At 71.5% G+C, this 17,646-nt stretch carries 14 protein-coding genes; 12 read left to right on the top strand and 2 right to left on the bottom strand.

Features of this window, described 5'->3' with window-relative positions:
* Positions 1-479: 479 nt before the first annotated feature.
* Entirely contained in the window at positions 480-1,484 is a 1,005-nt protein-coding gene (locus VT52_RS21930; RefSeq protein WP_167377724.1) for a Ca2+-dependent phosphoinositide-specific phospholipase C, read from the bottom strand.
* Between the two features lie 735 nt (positions 1,485-2,219).
* On the opposite strand from VT52_RS21930, the gene VT52_RS21925 reads away from it, so the two are divergent.
* From VT52_RS21925 to VT52_RS38915, 11 genes are all read left to right on the top strand, one after another.
* Entirely contained in the window at positions 2,220-3,356 is a 1,137-nt protein-coding gene (locus tag VT52_RS21925; protein WP_071387609.1) for a hypothetical protein, read from the top strand.
* A gap of 1,218 nt (positions 3,357-4,574) precedes the next feature.
* Positions 4,575-4,925: an NADH-quinone oxidoreductase subunit A gene (locus VT52_RS21920; protein ID WP_071387608.1), complete on the top strand. Its 351-nt coding sequence runs from the start codon at positions 4,575-4,577 to the stop codon at positions 4,923-4,925.
* The gene (locus VT52_RS21915; protein ID WP_071387607.1) at positions 4,916-6,364 is read left to right on the top strand and encodes a hypothetical protein; all 1,449 of its coding nucleotides are present in this window, start codon (positions 4,916-4,918) and stop codon (positions 6,362-6,364) included. Before VT52_RS21920 ends, VT52_RS21915 begins: the two co-directional genes overlap by 10 nt.
* Positions 6,357-7,286 carry an NADH-quinone oxidoreductase subunit H gene (locus tag VT52_RS21910; RefSeq protein ID WP_071387606.1) on the top strand — a complete coding sequence of 310 codons (930 nt, stop codon included), beginning with the start codon at positions 6,357-6,359 and terminating at the stop codon, positions 7,284-7,286. The genes VT52_RS21915 and VT52_RS21910 overlap by 8 nt, the downstream gene beginning before the upstream one ends.
* A gap of 19 nt (positions 7,287-7,305) precedes the next feature.
* On the top strand, positions 7,306-7,875 hold the full coding sequence (locus tag VT52_RS21905) for an NADH-quinone oxidoreductase subunit J (protein ID WP_071387605.1): 570 nt from the start codon (positions 7,306-7,308) through the stop codon (positions 7,873-7,875).
* Positions 7,872-8,177: an NADH-quinone oxidoreductase subunit NuoK gene (locus VT52_RS21900; RefSeq protein ID WP_071387604.1), complete on the top strand. Its 306-nt coding sequence runs from the start codon at positions 7,872-7,874 to the stop codon at positions 8,175-8,177. The genes VT52_RS21905 and VT52_RS21900 overlap by 4 nt, the downstream gene beginning before the upstream one ends.
* A complete protein-coding gene (locus VT52_RS21895) occupies positions 8,174-10,045 on the top strand; it encodes an NADH-quinone oxidoreductase subunit 5 family protein (protein ID WP_071387603.1) in 1,872 nt (623 codons plus the stop codon). The genes VT52_RS21900 and VT52_RS21895 overlap by 4 nt, the downstream gene beginning before the upstream one ends.
* A gap of 6 nt (positions 10,046-10,051) precedes the next feature.
* Entirely contained in the window at positions 10,052-11,560 is a 1,509-nt protein-coding gene (locus VT52_RS21890) for a complex I subunit 4 family protein (protein ID WP_071387602.1), read from the top strand.
* Positions 11,557-12,978 (top strand): NADH-quinone oxidoreductase subunit N, encoded by a 1,422-nt coding sequence (locus VT52_RS21885; protein WP_071387601.1) that lies wholly within the window; start codon positions 11,557-11,559, stop codon positions 12,976-12,978. Before VT52_RS21890 ends, VT52_RS21885 begins: the two co-directional genes overlap by 4 nt.
* Positions 12,979-13,435: 457 nt before the next feature.
* A complete protein-coding gene (locus tag VT52_RS21880; protein WP_071387600.1) occupies positions 13,436-15,418 on the top strand; it encodes an MDR family MFS transporter in 1,983 nt (660 codons plus the stop codon).
* Entirely contained in the window at positions 15,402-15,746 is a 345-nt protein-coding gene (locus VT52_RS38915; RefSeq protein ID WP_338059197.1) for a transposase domain-containing protein, read from the top strand. Before VT52_RS21880 ends, VT52_RS38915 begins: the two co-directional genes overlap by 17 nt.
* 33 nt (positions 15,747-15,779) lie before the next feature.
* Here the strand turns inward: VT52_RS38915 and VT52_RS21870 are convergent, their stop codons facing one another.
* On the bottom strand, positions 15,780-16,688 hold the full coding sequence (locus VT52_RS21870) for a LysR family transcriptional regulator (protein ID WP_071387598.1): 909 nt from the start codon (positions 16,686-16,688) through the stop codon (positions 15,780-15,782).
* A gap of 137 nt (positions 16,689-16,825) precedes the next feature.
* Here VT52_RS21870 and VT52_RS21865 point away from each other — a divergent pair, with 137 nt between their 5' ends.
* Entirely contained in the window at positions 16,826-17,644 is an 819-nt protein-coding gene (locus tag VT52_RS21865) for a 3'(2'),5'-bisphosphate nucleotidase CysQ (protein ID WP_071387597.1), read from the top strand.
* Positions 17,645-17,646 lie beyond the last annotated feature (2 nt).

Raw genomic sequence — 17,646 nt, 5'->3', positions numbered from 1 at the left:
GGGCGCGGCGGGCGGGGCGGCGGCACGGTGCCGGTCGGCCAGGGAGGCACCGTGCCGCACGGTCCAGGGCGTCACCGCCGACGGCCCCCGGCGGGCGCCCGAATCGTGGCCGGCGACGGAGCGCGCCGCCGCCTGAAGCCCGTGCCCGCTCCGCCACGCACTCCGACCGCTCGACACCCGACCAGCCGTACGCCCCTCCGGAACTCGCGACCGCCCTGTGACGCGCCGAGAGGGCCGGGAGAGCCACTCCGCGGGGGATCTTCGGATTCGGCCGGGGCCGCTCGTCGCCTCACGTGGTCGGTCCGTGAAGCGAGTGGGGACGGTGGGCCGCGAAGAGCACGCCGTGATCGCTCATGAGCAGGCTCGGCCCATGAGCGGTGGCTGGCGGACGGACCGGGTCGGGTCTGCTCCGCGGGGCGAGAACCCGATCGTGCTGCTCGGAACCCTGGCTGGATCCGCACCCAACGCGCCTGCTGGGGTCAACAGTTACGGGAGTGCACCTCGAAGGCGCCGGGGGCGTTCATCCAGTCGAAGGTCGTGGCACTGGAGTGGCCCGCCTCGGCGAGGTACCGGACCCGGTCGGCGGCGGCTGCCGGATCCGGGTCGGTGTCGTCCAGAGCCGGGGAGACGTTCTCGGCCGCGGTCTCGACGGTCAGATAGTGGTTCCGGCAGTACCAGGAGAGGTCGTAGGACCCGTCCAGCCACTTGGTGGCCTGGTGGTCGAACACGACGAACCACGGGCGGAGTGAGGGGTCCCAGACCGTACGGGGGTCCCCGCCGGCCGAAGGCTCCATCTCGGGCCACATCATGGCCTCGTCGGCCTTGCCGGCCTCGGCGAGGTTGCGCACGTGCCGCGCGTACTCCTCGGCGGTGGAGAGGTGGTCCAGGCCGTAACCGGAGAGCTTGTTCTCGATGGTGCCGGTGATGGGGAAGAACACGAACTTCCCGCGCAGTTGGTTCCAGGTCGGCCAGGCGTCCGCCTTCGCCGCGGTGTCGAGGTCGGGGTATCGCGTGCCCATCATGTCGGCAGGCTTGAATATCTTGTTCTGGCCGAGGTGGTTCCTGATGAGCGAGTCGAGGTCGTCGGGCCCCATGCCGGCGTTGCTGCGAAAGCCCCACTTCAGTTCGAGCTTGATGTAGACGGGATCGTGGCCGGGGTGGTCGTCGCTCCAGTCCTTGAGGTTGTCCAGGCAGGTCCGCAGACTGCCGTTCTTCATGGTCCTCTTGAAGATTCCGGACCCCACGGTGTAGGTGCAGTTGTTGCTGTTGAACAGCGGGTCGGAGTGGCTGACGATCCATCCGCCGGTGCCGCCGTAGGTGCTGTAGACGTCGATCTCCAGCAGGTGGGCACCCTTGTCGAGTTCTTTGGTGAGCTGGTCGGACTTGTCCTTCTCGTAGGCGTTGTGCAGACCCGAGACGGCGACGTGGTCCAGCCCCATGTCGTCGAAGGCCGAGGTGCCCGTTGTTGACGCGTTCGCGGGCACCGCGGCGAGGCACGGCGCCGCCAGGGCTAACAGCAGAGCAGCACTCAGGGCATGGGATCTGCGGAACCGACCGCGCGCGGCAGTGTTCCTCGGGGACATCGGCACTCCTTCAGTGGACGTTTCGGGAGGCGCGCCCGCTCGTCCCACGCGGGCGCGGAGCCGCCCGCACCGGAACGGTTTCCTGACCGGGCCGTGCCGCGGGCCGAGCGGCACGGCGACGGAACCAGTCACTCCGCTGCCGTCGGGCCGACCTCGAACGCATCTGCAGAGGTGAACTTGATGGACCGGCTGGACTGTAATGGCGGCTCTCGGGCAGTGGCTATCTCCGCGTCGGAACTCACGGAGAAAGTCCGGTACTTCTCCCTTTGGCCCGATCCCGCTCGTGATTTCGGTGCGCGCGGTTCATGAACGATCCGTCGGGTGCGGTCCAGGCCGCCCCGTCGGGTGGGGGCCTCGCGAGGCGGTCGCCCGGAACGAGAGCCGGTTCGCGGTCCGGAGCCCCTCCATGAGGAGGAGCCGCTCGTCGGTCACGATCGCCCGGGGCTTGGCACGTGTCGTCCTGCAGGCCGGTCGGACGATGATGCGGCCTCTCGACTGAATCCGCTGCGGCGTCCGGGTGAGGAGGCCTTGCGGCGCGCGGGCAGGGGCGCGGGGGGCGGCTTTGCTCCCAGTGTCCGCGGCACGGGCGAGGGATTCGTACGTGCTCCGACGGCCCCCTGCGCTTCGAGGAGAGTCATGCGATACACGACACTGTCCGGCATCGCCGCCCTGGCCACGATCGTGGTCAACGGCGTCGGTGCGGTACCGGCCGTCGCGGGAGGATCGGGTATCCCGGTGGCGTGCGACACCACGGCCCTGACCACCGCGATCGCCACCGCGCCGACCGGTTCCACGCTCGTCCTCGCCCGCCACTGCACCTACCACCTGACCTCGGCCTACGCCGGCCAGGACGGGCTGCCGCCCGTGGACAGGCAGCTCACCATCGAGGGCCAGGACGCCACCATCGTCCGTGACGGGGCGACGGCGGCTGCCTTCCGCATCTTCCACGTCACCGCCACTGGCGACCTCCGGCTCGACTGCGTCACGGTCCGCGGCGGCAACGCGGTCGACGACGGCGGAGGCATCCTCGTCGACAGCTCCGGCAAGCTGCAGCTCAACAAGGTCACCCTCGACAACAACCACGCCAACAACAACGGAGGCGGCGTCAACGTCAAGCCAGGAGCCACGGCATACATCACCCGCAGCGAGTTCACCTTCAACAACGCGGGCAACACGGGCGGAGGCCTGCAGTCGGACGGTACCGTCACCACCGACGGGGTCGAGTTCGACCGCAACCTCGCCCGCAGTTTCGGTGGGGCGATCGATCACGACGCAGGTGACTCGGTCCACCGCAACACGACGCTGAAGAACAACGCCACGGGCACCGAAGGCGGTGCCATCGACATCGACGGCGGCACCGTCCAGTTCATCGACAGCAAGATCATCAACAACACCACCACAGGTTCGGACGGCGGCGGGATCTGGAACGGGGCCTCGCTGACCCTCACCAGGACCGAGGTCTCAGGCAACGTCGCCGGAGACGCCAACGGCGCGGGCGGCGGGATCTGGAACACCGGCACCCTGGTGTTGCGGGACAGCTCGGTCGAGCGCAACAGCGCGAACGGTGGGGGCAGTTCACAGGGCGGCGGCATCTACAGCGCCGGCGGTGCGGTGACGCTCGACCACAGCAGGGTGAACTACAACGCCTCCACCACGGCACCGGGCGGCGTGTACACCGGCACCCAGTTCACGGTGAACCAGTCGGAGATCCGGCACAACATCCCCACCAACTGCGACGGCAGCCCCGTCATCGTCACCGGATGCGTCGGCTGACACGACCCCAGATGCCGCGCCCCGCACCGCCCCCTGGTGAACAGCCGGTTCAACCAGGGGGTGCGTGGTCGCACTGTCCCGGGGTGACCTGCTCCGCCCATAGGAGTCACCGCCTTCATCGGAGGGTCGCGGACTCGTCCGCCCGGCGGCGGAGCGGACGCTCCAGGAACCCGTCGAGGCCGAGGCCGGCGCGGAGACCGGCGCGGAGTGGGACGAGCACACCGCCGGCGACCTGTTCCGCCTGATGTCCGAGGCCGAGCAGGGCCGTCCGATCGACAGCCTGGCGGGCTTCACCGCCACAGGGCCGCGCGACGACTTCGCCGAGCGGGCGATCGGCAACTTCCGGGCCGCGGCCCCGGCTTCGGCGAGCGGCCGGGAGCCGCGGTCCAGGTCCTGCGCGGCTGACCGGACACCTGTCGAACCGCTCGGGGCCGGGTCCTCTCCGGGGCCCAGCCGCCGGCCGGTTCCCGTCGGATCGGACGGACGTCACGTCCGAGGGCCCATGGGACACCACCGGTCGGCGTGTCCGGGACGCCATCGGGCAGGCAGACCGCCGGGCCGACGCCCCGCCACTATCTCCTCGGTGTTCACGGACTCGCCGTTTCCGCCCTCCGGCCCCTCGGTGCGCGGCTCGGCCGAAGTGACCTCCGGCCCTCGTGCGCCGGCCCCCCGCGTCCCGTACCGCGCCCGCCATCCACGGGGCGAAGTCGGCGTAGTCCTCGCCGAGCACCTCGGGTGGATCCGCGACTTCCATCCGGTACCACCGTGCGATGCCGATGCACAGGGACGCCACGGCTCGCTCCACGCCATCGACGTGCACGGGCTCGAGGACATCGGCTTCCCCCGGCCGGCCGCCGTCCACGACCAGAGACAGCTTCGTGTCAAATCCGAGCCAGGACGGCTTCCTGTCGGAGAGCCGGAGGTCATCCCTCGTGTACGAACCGATCCGCGCCGAGTCGGTCCACAGCGGAAACCTTCTCCGGCCTGCGGCGCGCCACGCCCCTGTCGGCGGCCCGGAGCCGCAATCCTCACAGGGAACATCCAGCCGGCTCCTGGTTGCGCATGCCCCCGGGGGTCCGTGACCGGCCGGACGCCGGCAGAGAGGAGCACGGAGATGGCCGCCCAGGCCGCCACCACCGATGATGCGCTGCGCCGTGGGCTTTCCACCGGGCGAGACCAAGGGTGTCTTCCGGTTGCCTGTCAGGGCGGTGAGACGGGATGAGCGGCAGCACGGCGGCGCTGTCGCTGCTGGGAGTGGCCGCGTTGGCCGTCGCCGGCGTCTACGGGGCGGCCTGGGCGTTGCGCCTGTCCGCTGACCCGGTGGCCGCAGCGCCGTTCGGGTCGGGGCTGGAGCCGGTCGAGCACGCGGTGAGCCGCTTCCACGTGCGCTGGTACACCGTGACGATGCTGTTCCTGGCCTTCGACATGGAGATGGTGTTCATGTATCCGTGGACGCGGGTGATCCCCGCCGTGGGGCCCGGCGCAGTGATCGAGATGTTCGTCTTCCTGGGGGTTCTGCTGGCCGGGGTCGTCCATGCCTGGCGGGAGGGTGCGCTGCGGTGGACGTGACCGGCCTCGTCCTGCGCGCCGCCGCCGCCCGGCCTCATGTGCTGCTGGCCACTCTGCCGGGTGGAACGGCTGCCCGGCTGGAAGCCGAGCGCGTGCTGCGGCTGCGGGACTGGCCGCTGGCCGCCACCCCGGCGCAGGCGGATGTGCTGCTCGTCGCCGGGCCGGACTGCCCGGACCTGCGTGCGGCGGTGAACCGGCTGTGGCAGGACCTGCCGGCGCCCCGCGCCCTCGTCCACGCCCCCGGCGCCGGTGGTGTCGAGCCCGCGCTGGAGACCGGACAGGCCCGCCTCGGCTCGCGCGCTGATCAGCGTCCGCGGGCCGAAGAACCCGGCAGGACGACACGGGGCGGCGATGCCGGCGGCCCGCACCACCAGGAGCCTCGCGGTGGTGAAGACCACGGCGAGGGGCACGCCGGCAACGGCGGTTCGCACGACGACGGGGACGGCGACCATCACCATGCCGCAGAAGCGCGGCACGGGGACAGCCAGGCCGGCCCTCAGGACCACCACGACGGCCCTGAGGGCCACGACGGCGGCAACGGCGGGACCGGCCGGGGCCACGCCGGCCACGAGGGGCACGGCGGTCACGAGGGGCACGGCGGTCACGAGGGGCACGGCGGTCACGGCGGCGGTGGCATGGAGATGCCGGGCGGACTGCCGATGGCCGACCAGGGTGAGGACCGTGACGGCCTGACGCTCGACCAGCTGCACGTGCCGTTGGGGCCGTTGCTTGCCGACTGGCCGGCCGGACTGACCGTCCGTGTGACGTTGCAGGGCGATGTCGTGCGGGAAGCCGAGGTCGAGGAGCCGCCGTGGTCCGACATCACGGGAAGGGAAGCGTTCTGGGTGCAGCCGTGGCTGCGTGCCGCGGCGGGTGAGCCGGTGGGTGTGGGTGAGGCGGCCCGGCGGCGGGCGGCCGCGCACCTGGACAGTCTGGCCCGGCTGCTGTCGGTGGCCGGCTGGCCCGCCGAGGCGATCGTGGCGAAGCGGCTGCGCGACGACCTGCTCGACGGCGCGCCCGGCGCGTCGGTCGCGCCCCGGCTGGAGCGTTTCGCCCGCCGGGTCGGCCGGTCGCGGACGTTGGCCTGGATGACCCGCGGGATCGGCCAGGTGAGTACGGAAGAGGCGCGCGAGGCCGGGGTGAGCGGGCCGGCGGCGCGGGCCGGCGGGGACGTGACCGATCGATACCGGCAGTGGCTTGCCGACATCCGCCGCGATGTGGGGCGGCTGGAGGGGCCGTCACCGCTTCGACCGGCGGTGGACGAAAGCCCCCGCGGCTGCTGGAGGGACGATGACCCGCCGTCGGCCGCCCTGATCGCGCTGCTGCCGAATCTGCTGACGGGTGCGGAACTGGCCGCCGCCCGCCTCATCGTGGCCAGCCTCGACCCGGACCCGGACGAACTCGCCGCGGCACGAGGCACGGTGGGGGCCCATGACTGAGGCAGGGGCGTGGTGGACGCTGCTGGCGGCACCCGCGATGCTGCTCGCGCTGGCCGGGCTGGCGGCGGCCGGCCATGCGGTGCTCGCGGCCCGGGACGCGGGCCGGCCCGTCGGCCCTGCCGCCATGGTGCGGCCGTTTACCGGTGTGCCGCGGGCGCTGCTGGCACAGCCGCGCCGCCTGCCGGCCCCGGATGTGCTCCTGTGGCGGGCCGGTGTGATCACCGTGCCGGTGGCGGCGGTGCTGTCCACGCTGGTGATCCCGTTCGGTGGCGTGACGGTGGCCGACCTGTCGGTCGGGGTGGTGTGGTTCAACGCCATGGAGGTGCTGACCTGGGCCGGGCTGTGGCTGGCCGGGTGGGGCCCCGACGCGGCCTTCCCCCTGGTCGGCGGCTACCGGTTCCTGGCCCAGGGGCTGGCCTACGAACTGCCGCTGATGTTCGCGCTGATCTCGGCCGCGACCGGGGCGCAGTCCCTGCGGGTGGGCGACATCGCCACCTCCCAGCAGGGCCTGTGGTACGCGGTGTGGATGCCGGTCGCGTTCATCGTCTACCTGGCCGGGGTGCTCGCCTTCAGCTTTCTCGGGCCGTTCGCCTACCCGGCCGGCCGCGACCTCGCCGGCGGGGTGATGAGCGAGACCTCCGGGGCGGACCGGTTGGTGTTGCGGGCCGGGCGGTGGCTGTGGCTGGCCGCGGGGGCGGCGATGGCCGTACCGCTGTTCCTGGGCGGCGGCGCCGGTCCGGGGATGCCGGCCTGGGCCTGGCAGGCGGTCAAGACGCTGCTGGTGCTGGCCGCGCTGGTGCTGGCGCTGCGGCGGCTGCCGATGATCCGGGCCGACCGGTATGTGGAGTTCGCCTGGGTGGTGCTCATTCCGCTGACGATCGTGCAGGTGCTCGTCCCGGCCCTGGTGGACCTGAACCGATGACGAGCGAGGGGATCACACCATGACTACGACCGACCTCCTGCTGCTGGGGGTGCTGGGCGCGCTCGCCCTGACCGGCGGCGTGCTGGTGTTCACCCTCGACTCGATGGCCCGCGTCACCTTCTCGCTGCTGGCGTCCCTGGCCTGCGCCGGTGGCATGGTGACCGTGCTGGGGCTGCCGTATCTGGGAGTGGTGATCGTGCTGATGATGGTCATGGAGATGGTGATCATGGCCGTGTTCATGATCGCCTACATGATGAATCCGGCCGGTCTGATGCCGATGTCGATGCTGCACAACAAGCGCGGCTCCCTGGTCATCAGCGCGGTCGCGTTCGCCGCCCTGGTCGTCGGCATCTTCGGCGTGTCCTGGCCACGCAGGACCGGTGCCCGGCCGAAGGACACCACCTTCCAGGTCGGCATGTCGCTGATGGGTCGCCAGATGCTGACCATGGTGACGCTGGGGTTCGTGCTGCTGGCCACCATGGTCGGGGCCACCGTGCTGGCCACCCACCGAGGCCGCTACGACCGCTTCGGCGACGGGCTCGACCAGCGGCCCGCGAACGACCCGGCCGGCGGAGGGGTGGGCCGATGACCTTCGAGCTGATCCTGGTACTGGCCGCCGGTCTGTTCTGCATCGGCCTGTTCGGCGCACTGTCCCAGCAGTCCATTGTGATGATCATGATGGGGATCGAGCTGATGATCGGCGGGATCATCGTCGCCGCCGCGTGCTTCTGGCACTTCCTCGCCCCCGACGCACCGAGCGGGCAGGTGATCGTCGTGGCCGCTGTGGTGGCGATGGCGGTGGAAATGGCCATGGGCTTCGCCGTCACCACGGCGATCTACCGGGCCCGGCAGGTCGACATGACCGACATGGCCGAGTGCCTGAAAGGGTGAACGTGCTGCTGTGGCCGCTGATCTCCGTGCCCCTGGGCACAGGGGCCGCCCTCTGCCTCGCGGGCCGAAGCGCCAACCGGCCGGCCCCCCTCCTCGCGGTGGCGGCGGCCCTGGCGACGCTGGGCCTGGCCGTGACCGCCGCGGTCGCACGACCCGAGGCGAGCGCGCCGCTGTTCACCGGGATGCGAGCAGGGCTCGCGGTGGACGGCCTGTCCGCCGTCATGGTGATCACCGTCGCCGCGGTCACCCTGGGAGTGGTGCTGTTCTCCACCGGGGAGTTCGGCCAAGGCGAGAACCGGGGTCGGTTCTTCGGACTGATGCTGCTCTTCGCCGGAGCCATGTTCGTCACCGTCACGGCGACCACGCTGCCGCTGCTGCTGATGGCCTGGGAGGCCATGGGCGCCACCAGCTGGGCGCTGATCGGCTACTGGTGGCAGCAGCCGGAACGGGTGCGCGCGGCCGACGTCGCCTTCCTCACCACGCGGACCGCCGACCTCGGCCTGTACCTCGCGGCCGGGGCCGCGCTCGCGGGCGGCATCGGGTCGCTGCGCCTGGACGCGCTGCCGCACGCGGCCCCGCCGTGGCTGAACGTGGTCACCGCGGGAGCCGTGGCCGCGGCGCTGGGCAAGTCCGCGCAGTTGCCGTTCTCCTTCTGGCTGTCCAGGGCCATGCTGGGCCCGAGCCCGGTCTCGGCGCTGCTGCACTCGGCGACCATGGTCGCCGCCGGCGCCTACCTGCTGCTGCGGCTGCACCCGCTGCTGGCCGCCGCCACATGGGCAGGCCCGCTCGTGGCCTGGACCGGCGCGCTCACCGCGCTTGCCCTGGGGATCGTGGCCATCGCCCAGAGCGACCTGAAACAACTGCTCGCGGCCTCCACCTCGGCGCAGATCGGGTTCATGGTCCTGGCGGCCGGAAGCGGCGGCGTGGCCGGCGGCCTCACCCAGCTCGTCGCGCACGCCGCCACGAAGTCGGCACTGTTCCTGGCCGCCGGGGCGTGGCTGACCGCGCTGGGCACCAAGCAACTGCCCGCCCTGCGCGGCGCCGCCCGCCGCTACCGCATGGTCGGCGCCGCCTTCGCCGTCGGCACCCTGACGCTGGCGGGGCTGCCGCCGCTGTCGCTGTGGGCGGCCAAGGACGAGGTCCTCGCCGCCGCCCGCGCCGAGAACTCCGGCCTGTACGCCGTCGGGCTGGCCGCCGCGGCCGTGTCGGCCGTCTACAGCGTCAAGGCCCTGTGGTACGTCACCCGGCCCCTGCCCACCGACGCGGAGGCGGGGTATGACACCGAGGGGCACGGCACCCGCCGTGTCCCGCGCCCCGTGTCCTTCCCTCTGTGGGCGCTGACGGGGCTCGCGGCGGTGCTGGGCGTCCTGGCTCTCCCCGGTCCCGCCTCCTGGGTCAGGCATCTGGTCGGCACCCCCGCCGAGCCGTCGCCCACGGCGTGGGAGCTGGGTCTGTCGGCCGGCGTGGCGCTCGCCGCCGCCACGTGGGCCTGGAGGTACTCCTCCCGTCCTGCCCCCGTACCCGGGGCCGTGGCGCGCTGGGCGAAGGGCTGGCTCGGCCTGGAGCGGGGCGCGCGTCTGCTCGTCGCCGGTCCGGTGCCGGCCCTGGCCCGTGCCCTGGCCGTCTTCGACGACCGGGTCGTGGACGGCGCGGTCCGGCAGTCGGCCCGAGCCGGCCTTGCCGCCGCCCGGTTCGCACGCCGCCTGGACGACGGCGGCATCGACGCCGCCGTCGGCGCTGTCGCCTCCGGGGCGCGCGGTCTCGGGCGGTGGGCGCGCCGCCCGCAGACCGGGCTGGTGCACCAGTACTACGCCCAAGCCGCTGTCGGCTTCTGCGCGCTGATCCTGATCGTGCTGTTGGTGAGGTGACCCCCTGTGCTGAGTGTCGTCGTCTTCCTCCCGCTGGCCGTGTGCACGGCGCTGCTGCTCCTGCCCTCACGCGCGCTGTCGGACCGTGCCTGCGGCCGGGTGTGGATCGCCACCGCGACCGCCGATCTGGCGCTCGTGATCGCCTTGTGGGCGTCGTTCGACTCCCGCGGCGGCCTCCAGTACCAGCAGCGGGTGCGCTGGATTCCCAGCGCCGGGGTCGGCTACCACGTCGGTGTCGACGGGCTCTCCCTGCCCCTGGTCGCGCTGAGCTGCCTGTTGTTCCTGGCCGTCGCCGTGTTCTCGCTGCGCGAGCGGCGCCGGGTGCGTTCGTACGTGTGCCTGTTCCTGTTCCTGCAGACCGTCAGCCTGGGCCTGTTCGTCGCCCTGGACCTGATCCTGTTCTTCGTCTTCTTCGACCTCTCCATCGTCGGCATGTTCTTCGTCATCGCCGGCTGGGGCCACGGCGAACGCGCCCGCGCAGCAGCGCTGAAGTTCTTCCTCTACACCTTCATCGGCTCCCTCGCCCTGCTGCTCGGCTTCATCGGCCTGTATCTGGCCGCGGACCCGCACACCTTCGACATCGTCGACCTCACCCGCGCCGACCCGCTGGCCGGGCGAGGACTCTATGCCGGCCTGGTGCTGCTGGCCATCGGCGTGGGACTGGCGGTCAAAACGCCGACCGTGCCCTTCCACACCTGGCTGCCGCCCGCCCACACCGACGCCCCCGCCGCCGGCTCGGCGATCCTGGCCGGCGTCCTGCTGAAGATGGGCACCTACGGGTTCGTCCGCATCGCCATGCCCCTGCTGCCCGGCAGCTGGCGTCGCTACGCCCTGGCCATCGTCGTCGTCGGCGCCGTCTCCGTCGTCTACGGCGCACTGGTCGCCCTCGCCCAGACCGACTTCAAACGCATGATCGCCTATACGTCGGTCAACCACATGGGATACATCATCCTCGCCGTCGGCGCCGCCGGCACCCTCGCCGGCAGCGACGCCCAGACCCGCTCCCTGGCGGTGACCGGTGCCGTCACCCAGATGGTCAGCCACGGCCTGATCACCGGTGCTCTGTTCCTGCTCACCGGTGTCCTGTACGACCGCGGCCGCACCTACGCCATCGACGCCTACTCCGGCCTGGCCGCCCACACCCCACGCTTCGCCGCCGTCACCGCAGTGGCCGCCTTCGCCTCCCTCGGCATCCCCGGCTTCTCCGGGTTCATCGCCGAGTTCCAGATCTTCACCGGCTCCCTCGCCTCCCAGACCGTGGCCACCGCCATCGCGGTGACCGGCATCCTGATCACCGCCGCCCTGTTCCTGCGGGCGCTGCGCGGCATGTTCCTCGGCGTCCCCCGGCTGCCGCGTACCATCGCCACCCGTGGCATCGCCGACCTGAAGGGCAGCGAAGCGATGTCCACGGTGGCACTGCTGGCCGTCGCACTCGTCATCGGCGTCGCACCGCGGTGGCTGCTGGACGTCATCGAACCCGCCGGTCACACCGTCATCGGGCTGGTGGCCAGGTGAACCAGAACCTCACCGCTCTCATCCCCGAACTGTCCCTGGCCGGCGCGGCCGTGATCGGGCTGCTCGCCGGTTCCTGGCTGCCGCGCCGCCGCCAGTGGCTGATCGCCGCCCTGGCGGCCGTGGCATGCGCCGCGGGTCTGGTCGCGACCGCGGTCACGATGGCCACGGACCGCGAACAGACGGTCTTCTTCGGCCAGTTCGCCGTGGACGTCGCCACCGACGCAGGTCGCCTCATCGTTCTCGGCGCGCTGCTGCTGGTCATCGCCATGTCGGTGGAGACCGTGCGCGGCCACAAACGCGAAACCGAGTACTGGGTCCTGCTCCTGCTGACCGGCGCCGGCACCCTCGCCCTCATCGGTGCGAACGACCTGCTGATGCTGTTCGCCGCGTACCTGCTCGCGTCCATCCCCGCCTATGCCCTGGCCGCCTTCGCCAAGGACGCCCGCGGCACGGAAGCGGCCCTGAAGTACTACCTGATGGGCGCCCTGCTCGGCACAACCATGCTCGCCGGCGCGGCCCTGCTCTACGGCGCCGGCCACACCACTGTCTACCGCGCCCTGCGCACCGCCCTGCCCGCAGCACCCTACGGCCTGGTCGCCGTCGGCCTGGTCGCCGTACTGGTCGGGCTGCTGTTCAAAGCCGGCGCCGTCCCCGCGCACTTCTGGGTCCCCGACGTCACCGACGGCGCACCCACCCCCGTCGCTGCCTACGTCACCACCCTGCCCAAGACCGGCGCGCTCATCGCCGGCTACCGCCTGCTCCACCAGGCACTACCCGCCAGCGGCGTCAACTGGCCGCTCCTCCTGGCGATCCTGGCCGCCGCCACCATGACCCTCGGCAACCTCGCCGCGTTCTTCCAGACCTCCGTCAAACGCCTGCTCGCCTATTCCACCATCAGCCAGGTCGGCTACCTCCTCATGGCCCTGGCCGTCGCCACCCGCAGCGACCTCGCCCAAAAGAGCCTGCTGTTCTACCTGGCCGCCTACGCCGCCACCAACCTCGGCGCCTTCGCCGTCGTCACCGAACTCCCGCACGCCCGAACCCTCGACGACTACCGCGGCCTCTCCCGCCGCCGCCCCGCTCTCGCCGCCGTCCTGCTCGTCTGCCTCCTCGGCCTGGTGGGCACCCCGCCGACCGGTGTCTTCCTCGGCAAGCTGGAGATCTTCAGCGCCGCCATCGACGGCGGCTACACCTGGCTCGCCGCCCTCGCCGTCGCCAACACCGTCGCCTCCCTCTTCTACTACCTGCGCTGGCTCGCTCCCCTCTTCACCCCCACCGCCCCCGCACCGGCCGACACCCAGACCGTCCTCGGCCGCTGGGCCGCCGCCACCGCCTACGCCTCAGCCGCCGTCTCCCTCGCGCTGGGCATCGCCGGCGGAGCCGTGCTCCCCTTCGCCACCGGCAGCCTCCTGCCATGACGGCCCCACCCCGCCCGGGGCCCAACCTCCGCACCACCCATGGACCTACCGGACCACCGGGACGCGACACTCCTCACGGTCACCGTCCCTCAAACCGAGCCGCACCCATCCGACATCGCCGCACCCGATTCGTTGCTCCCGTCTTTCCCACTTCTGGTGCTGCTCGCCGCCGCCGAGGGGATGCCGCCTCGGCCCGGCACTGACGTCGATCTTCCGCGACGGTTCGTCGGGGCGTTGTCGACGTGAGCCGGTGGCCTCGGGGCCGATGGTGATGAGTTGATCAACTCCTTTACCGCGTGGGAAGCGGAAGTACAGCCGCCCGGAGTGCACGATGATCTCCACCAGGTAGCGGTGGCCCTTGTACGACGGCGATCACAGGCCCTTGCCGTGATCATCCCCGAGCGCGGCTCACCAGCGGGCTGACACGACAGCACCAGCGCTCTTCGGAGGCCCTAGTATGCCGAGCAGCGAGGCCGAGGGACCCGGGGTGGTTCGTCCGGCCGGTGTGCACCGCCTCCCCCTGCGGTTCGAGATCGTCATGGTGCAGCTTGTCGCTGCTCTCGCGGCACTCGACCAGACGAGTGTGTCGACGGCCTTGCCCAAGATCGTGGACGACCTCGGAGCGGTCGCGGATCTGCCGTGGGTGGTGACGGGCAGCCTGCTGGCTGTCACCGTCGCAGGCCCGTTCTGGGGCAAGCTCAGCGACATGTACGGCCGGTTGCGGGTCCTCCAGATCTGCCTCGCCGTCTTTCTGACGGGTTCGTTCCTGTGCGGGGCCGCGCAGGACATGTCGGAGCTGATCATCTTCCGCCTGCTGCAGGGGGTGGGAAGCGGCGGCTTGCTGGTGCTGGCACTGGCACTCATCGGTGATCTCGTGGAGCCACGCGACCGGGGACGCTACCAGGGGACGGTCAGCGGGCTGTACGCCGCTGCCAGTGGTGCCGGTCCTCTGCTGGGAGGAGCGCTCTCCCAGTACGCCTCATGGCGCTGGCTGTTCTACGTCAACGGGTTGATCGCCGCGGGAGCACTCTGCGCGTTGCTTGTGACGCTGCGTCGCGACAAGTCCCGCCGTGTCCCCCACAGCATCGACTACGCGGGCAGCTTCGCCCTCGCCGCTCTCACCTCCCTCGTGGTCCTGGCGATCTCACTCGCCGCCGGCGCCCAAACCGGAAGATGGAAGGCATGGCAGGTGATGATGCTGGTGCTGATCGTCGCGCTGCTGGTCGCGCTCTTCGTCTCCGTCGAGCGCCGAGCGGCCGAGCCGGTGATGCCTCTCGGCCTGTTCGGCAACCCTGTCTTCAGCCTCATGGCGCTGATGGCTTTCCTCATCGGCGTCGCCAGGTCGGCCGCGACTACATACCTCCCGGTCTTCCTGCAGTTCATCCGTGGCGTCGGTCCGCTGGGCGCAGGCATCTATCTGCTCCCGACAATCGTCGGGTACACGACCGGAGCCGTGGTGAGCGGGAAGCTGGTCAGCCGCACCGGCCGCTGCAAGCCCTACCTGGTCATGGGCACCGCGCTGCTCACCATCGGCTCGCTGGGCATGCATCAGTTCAGCACCCGCACTGGTGACTTGTGGCTGGTCAGCTCCTTCCTCCTTCTCGGCCTCGGCATCGGCATGACGCTGCCCGTCCTGGTCCTGGCCGCGGAGAACGCGGTCGACTACACGCAGATCGGTGTCACTGTCGCCGGCGTCACCTACTTCCGCAGTGCGGGCCAGGTGATCGGCGTGGCAGGTGTCGGCGCCGTGTTCACCATCCGGCTGGGCGCCCACATCGCGGACGTGGGCATCGCCCAGCAGGACATCCCCCCTGGCTTCGACCCGGCTGTGATCCGGGACAACCCGGCCCTCCTCCACAGCTACACGATGTCCATCACCGAGGCGTTCCTGGGTGCCGTCCTGCTGGGAGCGGTCGTCTTCATCTGCTCCTGGTTGCTCAGGGAACGGCCGGTCAAGCCCGCCGTGACGGTGCCCGACGTGAGCCAGACGCTGGGGAGCGCACCAGTGGAACGGACCTCACTGGAGGAGATCGAGCGGAGCCTGTCGGTACTCGGCAGCCGTCAGGCGCAAAGAAGCCTCCACCAGCGGATCGCGGAGGCATCCGGGCTCGGCCTCGCTCCCGCGGCGTGCTGGCTCCTGCTGCGGTCGTCCCAGCAGGCTCACGTCGAACCGTCGAGCCTGGCAGCGGGGAGCGTGGTGACGGAGGAGGCCATGGAAGCCGCCGTGAACCAGCTCCGCGACCGCCGACTCGCGGTGATGGAGAACAACCTGCTGGTTCTCACCGACAAGGGCCGCGACGCGGCAGCCGAACTCGCGCACGCCTGCCGCCAGGGCCTCGCCGAACTGCTCGGTGACTGGGATCCGGAACAGTACGCCGACCTGGCGAGGCTCCTGACCGATCTCAGCGAGCGGCTGCTGGGCGGTGAGGCACGTCGATGAAGGACTGACGGCCATCACCCGTACGGTGACCGTGGCCGCGGGCCTGTTCGCCCACGGCCACTTGGGAGAGCCGACCGCCGTGGTGCCGTTCGAGCTCGTGGCCGCGGTGCCGTTCGAGCTCGTGGCCGCGGTGCCGGCAGAGACGCGGACGGTGCAGCGGCGGCTGCGCGATCTGCCGCCCCGGGTCGGGAGGTACTTCCTGCTCGCGATGTGCCTGTTCCCCGAGGTCGGCAACTGTCCCGACGGGCCGGCACCGGGCTCATCCACAAGCTCGGACCCGGCCTCTACGCAGCCACAGCCTGGACCCGCGCGGACAAGCCGCTGCTGACGTTGAAGGGGCGAGGAGGCCGGACGGCGCCGGCTACGACGACACTCCGGCCGTGGCCAGCGCGGTTCGCGCCAGCCCGCGCAACCAGGCGTGGGCGTGGTCGGTGTCGTATCGCTGATGCCATGACAGGTACACCGGCGCCGACGGCAGTTCGAGCGGGAGGGGGAGCACGACCAGGCCGCGGTCGGCGGCCGCCGACCGCGTGGTGGCTTCGGGGACGCTGATCAGGAGATCTGAGTCGCGCGCGAACTCCATCGCGGCCGCTTCCGTGGGCGCGGTCGCCACCACGCGGCGGGTGAGGCCGAGCCGCGCGAGGGCGTCGTCGATGGCGTTGCCGAGGTTGCCGCGCCGGGAGACGGTGACGTGCTCGGCGGCGGCGTACCGCTCCGCGGTGACGGCCCTGCCCCGGGTGAGGGGGTGGCCCTGCCTGACCGCGATGACGAGGCGGGTCTCGCCGACGCTCTCGGCGCGGATGTCCGGCGCGCTCGGGCGGTTGGCGTTCGCCTCCAGGTCCACCTCGCCGCGCCGCAACTCGGGTGTGTCGAGGCTCGATTCCGCGACGAAGCGCAGTCGCACGCCCGGCGCCTGCGCGCGCACGGCCGCGAGCAGCGCGGGGCCGCCCAGGGCGACGAGGGAGTCGTGCCAGCGGAGCGTGAAAGTGCGCTCCATTGTCGCCAGGTCGAGTTCACGGCTCGGTGCCAGCACTTGCCGGACCTGGTGCAGCAGTTCGTGCACCTGTTCCCGGACGGCGATCGCGTACGGCGTCGGAGTCATCGTCCGCCCGGTGCGTACCAGGATCTGGTCCCCGGTCGTGCGCCGGATCCGGCCCAGACTCCGGCTCATCGCGGGTGCGGTGACATGCAGGCGCGCAGCCGCCCCGGCCACGCTGCCCTCCTCCAGCAGCGCGTCGAGCGCGGCCAGCAGGTTCAAATCCAATTGCATGCGAGTAATCCTAGCCGTGCTTTACATGCATTTGAAGTTAATCGTGGGGCTGTATAGCTTCGAGACCGGAGCGCCGGACAGAGCACGAAGTCCGGCCCCGAAAACCCCACCGCATCCTCCACAAAAGGGAGTTCGCCATGTCCGAAACGCTGCGGACCACTGACGTCGCCGCCTCCGACGCCGACGTGCTCGGCCAGAGTGCGACCGCCGTGCGCGCGGCCGGATCCGCACTGCGCGAGCGCTTCGGGGAGGTCGTCCGCCACCAGACCCGCGAAGAGCTGATGCGCGCGCTCGCCGCCAACGACGACACGGCCCTCGCCATCCTGCGCCCCCGCCTCACGCGCCTGCGCCCGGACGCCGGCTGGGTGGAGGACGAACTGGACGGCGGGGCTCTGCCGCCCGGCGAATGGTGGGTCGTGGACCCGGCCGAGGGCAACGTCAACCACCTGCACGCCCTGCCGGAGTGGGCGGTGACCGCCACGCTCGTGCGCGACAACCAGCCCGTGCTCACCGCGGTCCACCTGCCGTTGACCGGCGAGACCTACACCGCGCTCACCGGCGCGGGCGCCCACCTCGACGGCCGGCCGCTGCACGTCTCCCGGACCACGGACCTCGGCCTGAGCATCGTGGCCACCAGCCAGGCCCGGCCCGACGAGGACGAGGAGGTCGTGCGCCGCGTCGGCTCCTCGATCACCGCCATGCTCTTCGACACGCTCGTCGTCCGCACCTCCGTGCCCGCGACCCTGCACCTGCTGAACGTGGCCGCAGGCCGGATCGACGCCTTCTGGCAGTTCGCCGGCGCCCGCGCGGACCTGCTTCCCGGGGCGCTGCTCGTCACCGAGGCCGGCGGACAGATCTCCGACGCCCAGGGCCGCCCCTGGACCCCACAGAGCGAGAGCTTCCTGGCCGCCGCGCCCGGCGTCCACGCCGCGGCCGTCGCCACGCTCTCACGCTGACC

The sequence above is a fragment of the Streptomyces malaysiense genome (genome assembly GCF_000980885.2).
Lineage (GTDB): Bacteria > Actinomycetota > Actinomycetes > Streptomycetales > Streptomycetaceae > Streptomyces > Streptomyces malaysiense.
This window is presented reverse-complemented; position numbering and strand designations above follow the sequence as displayed.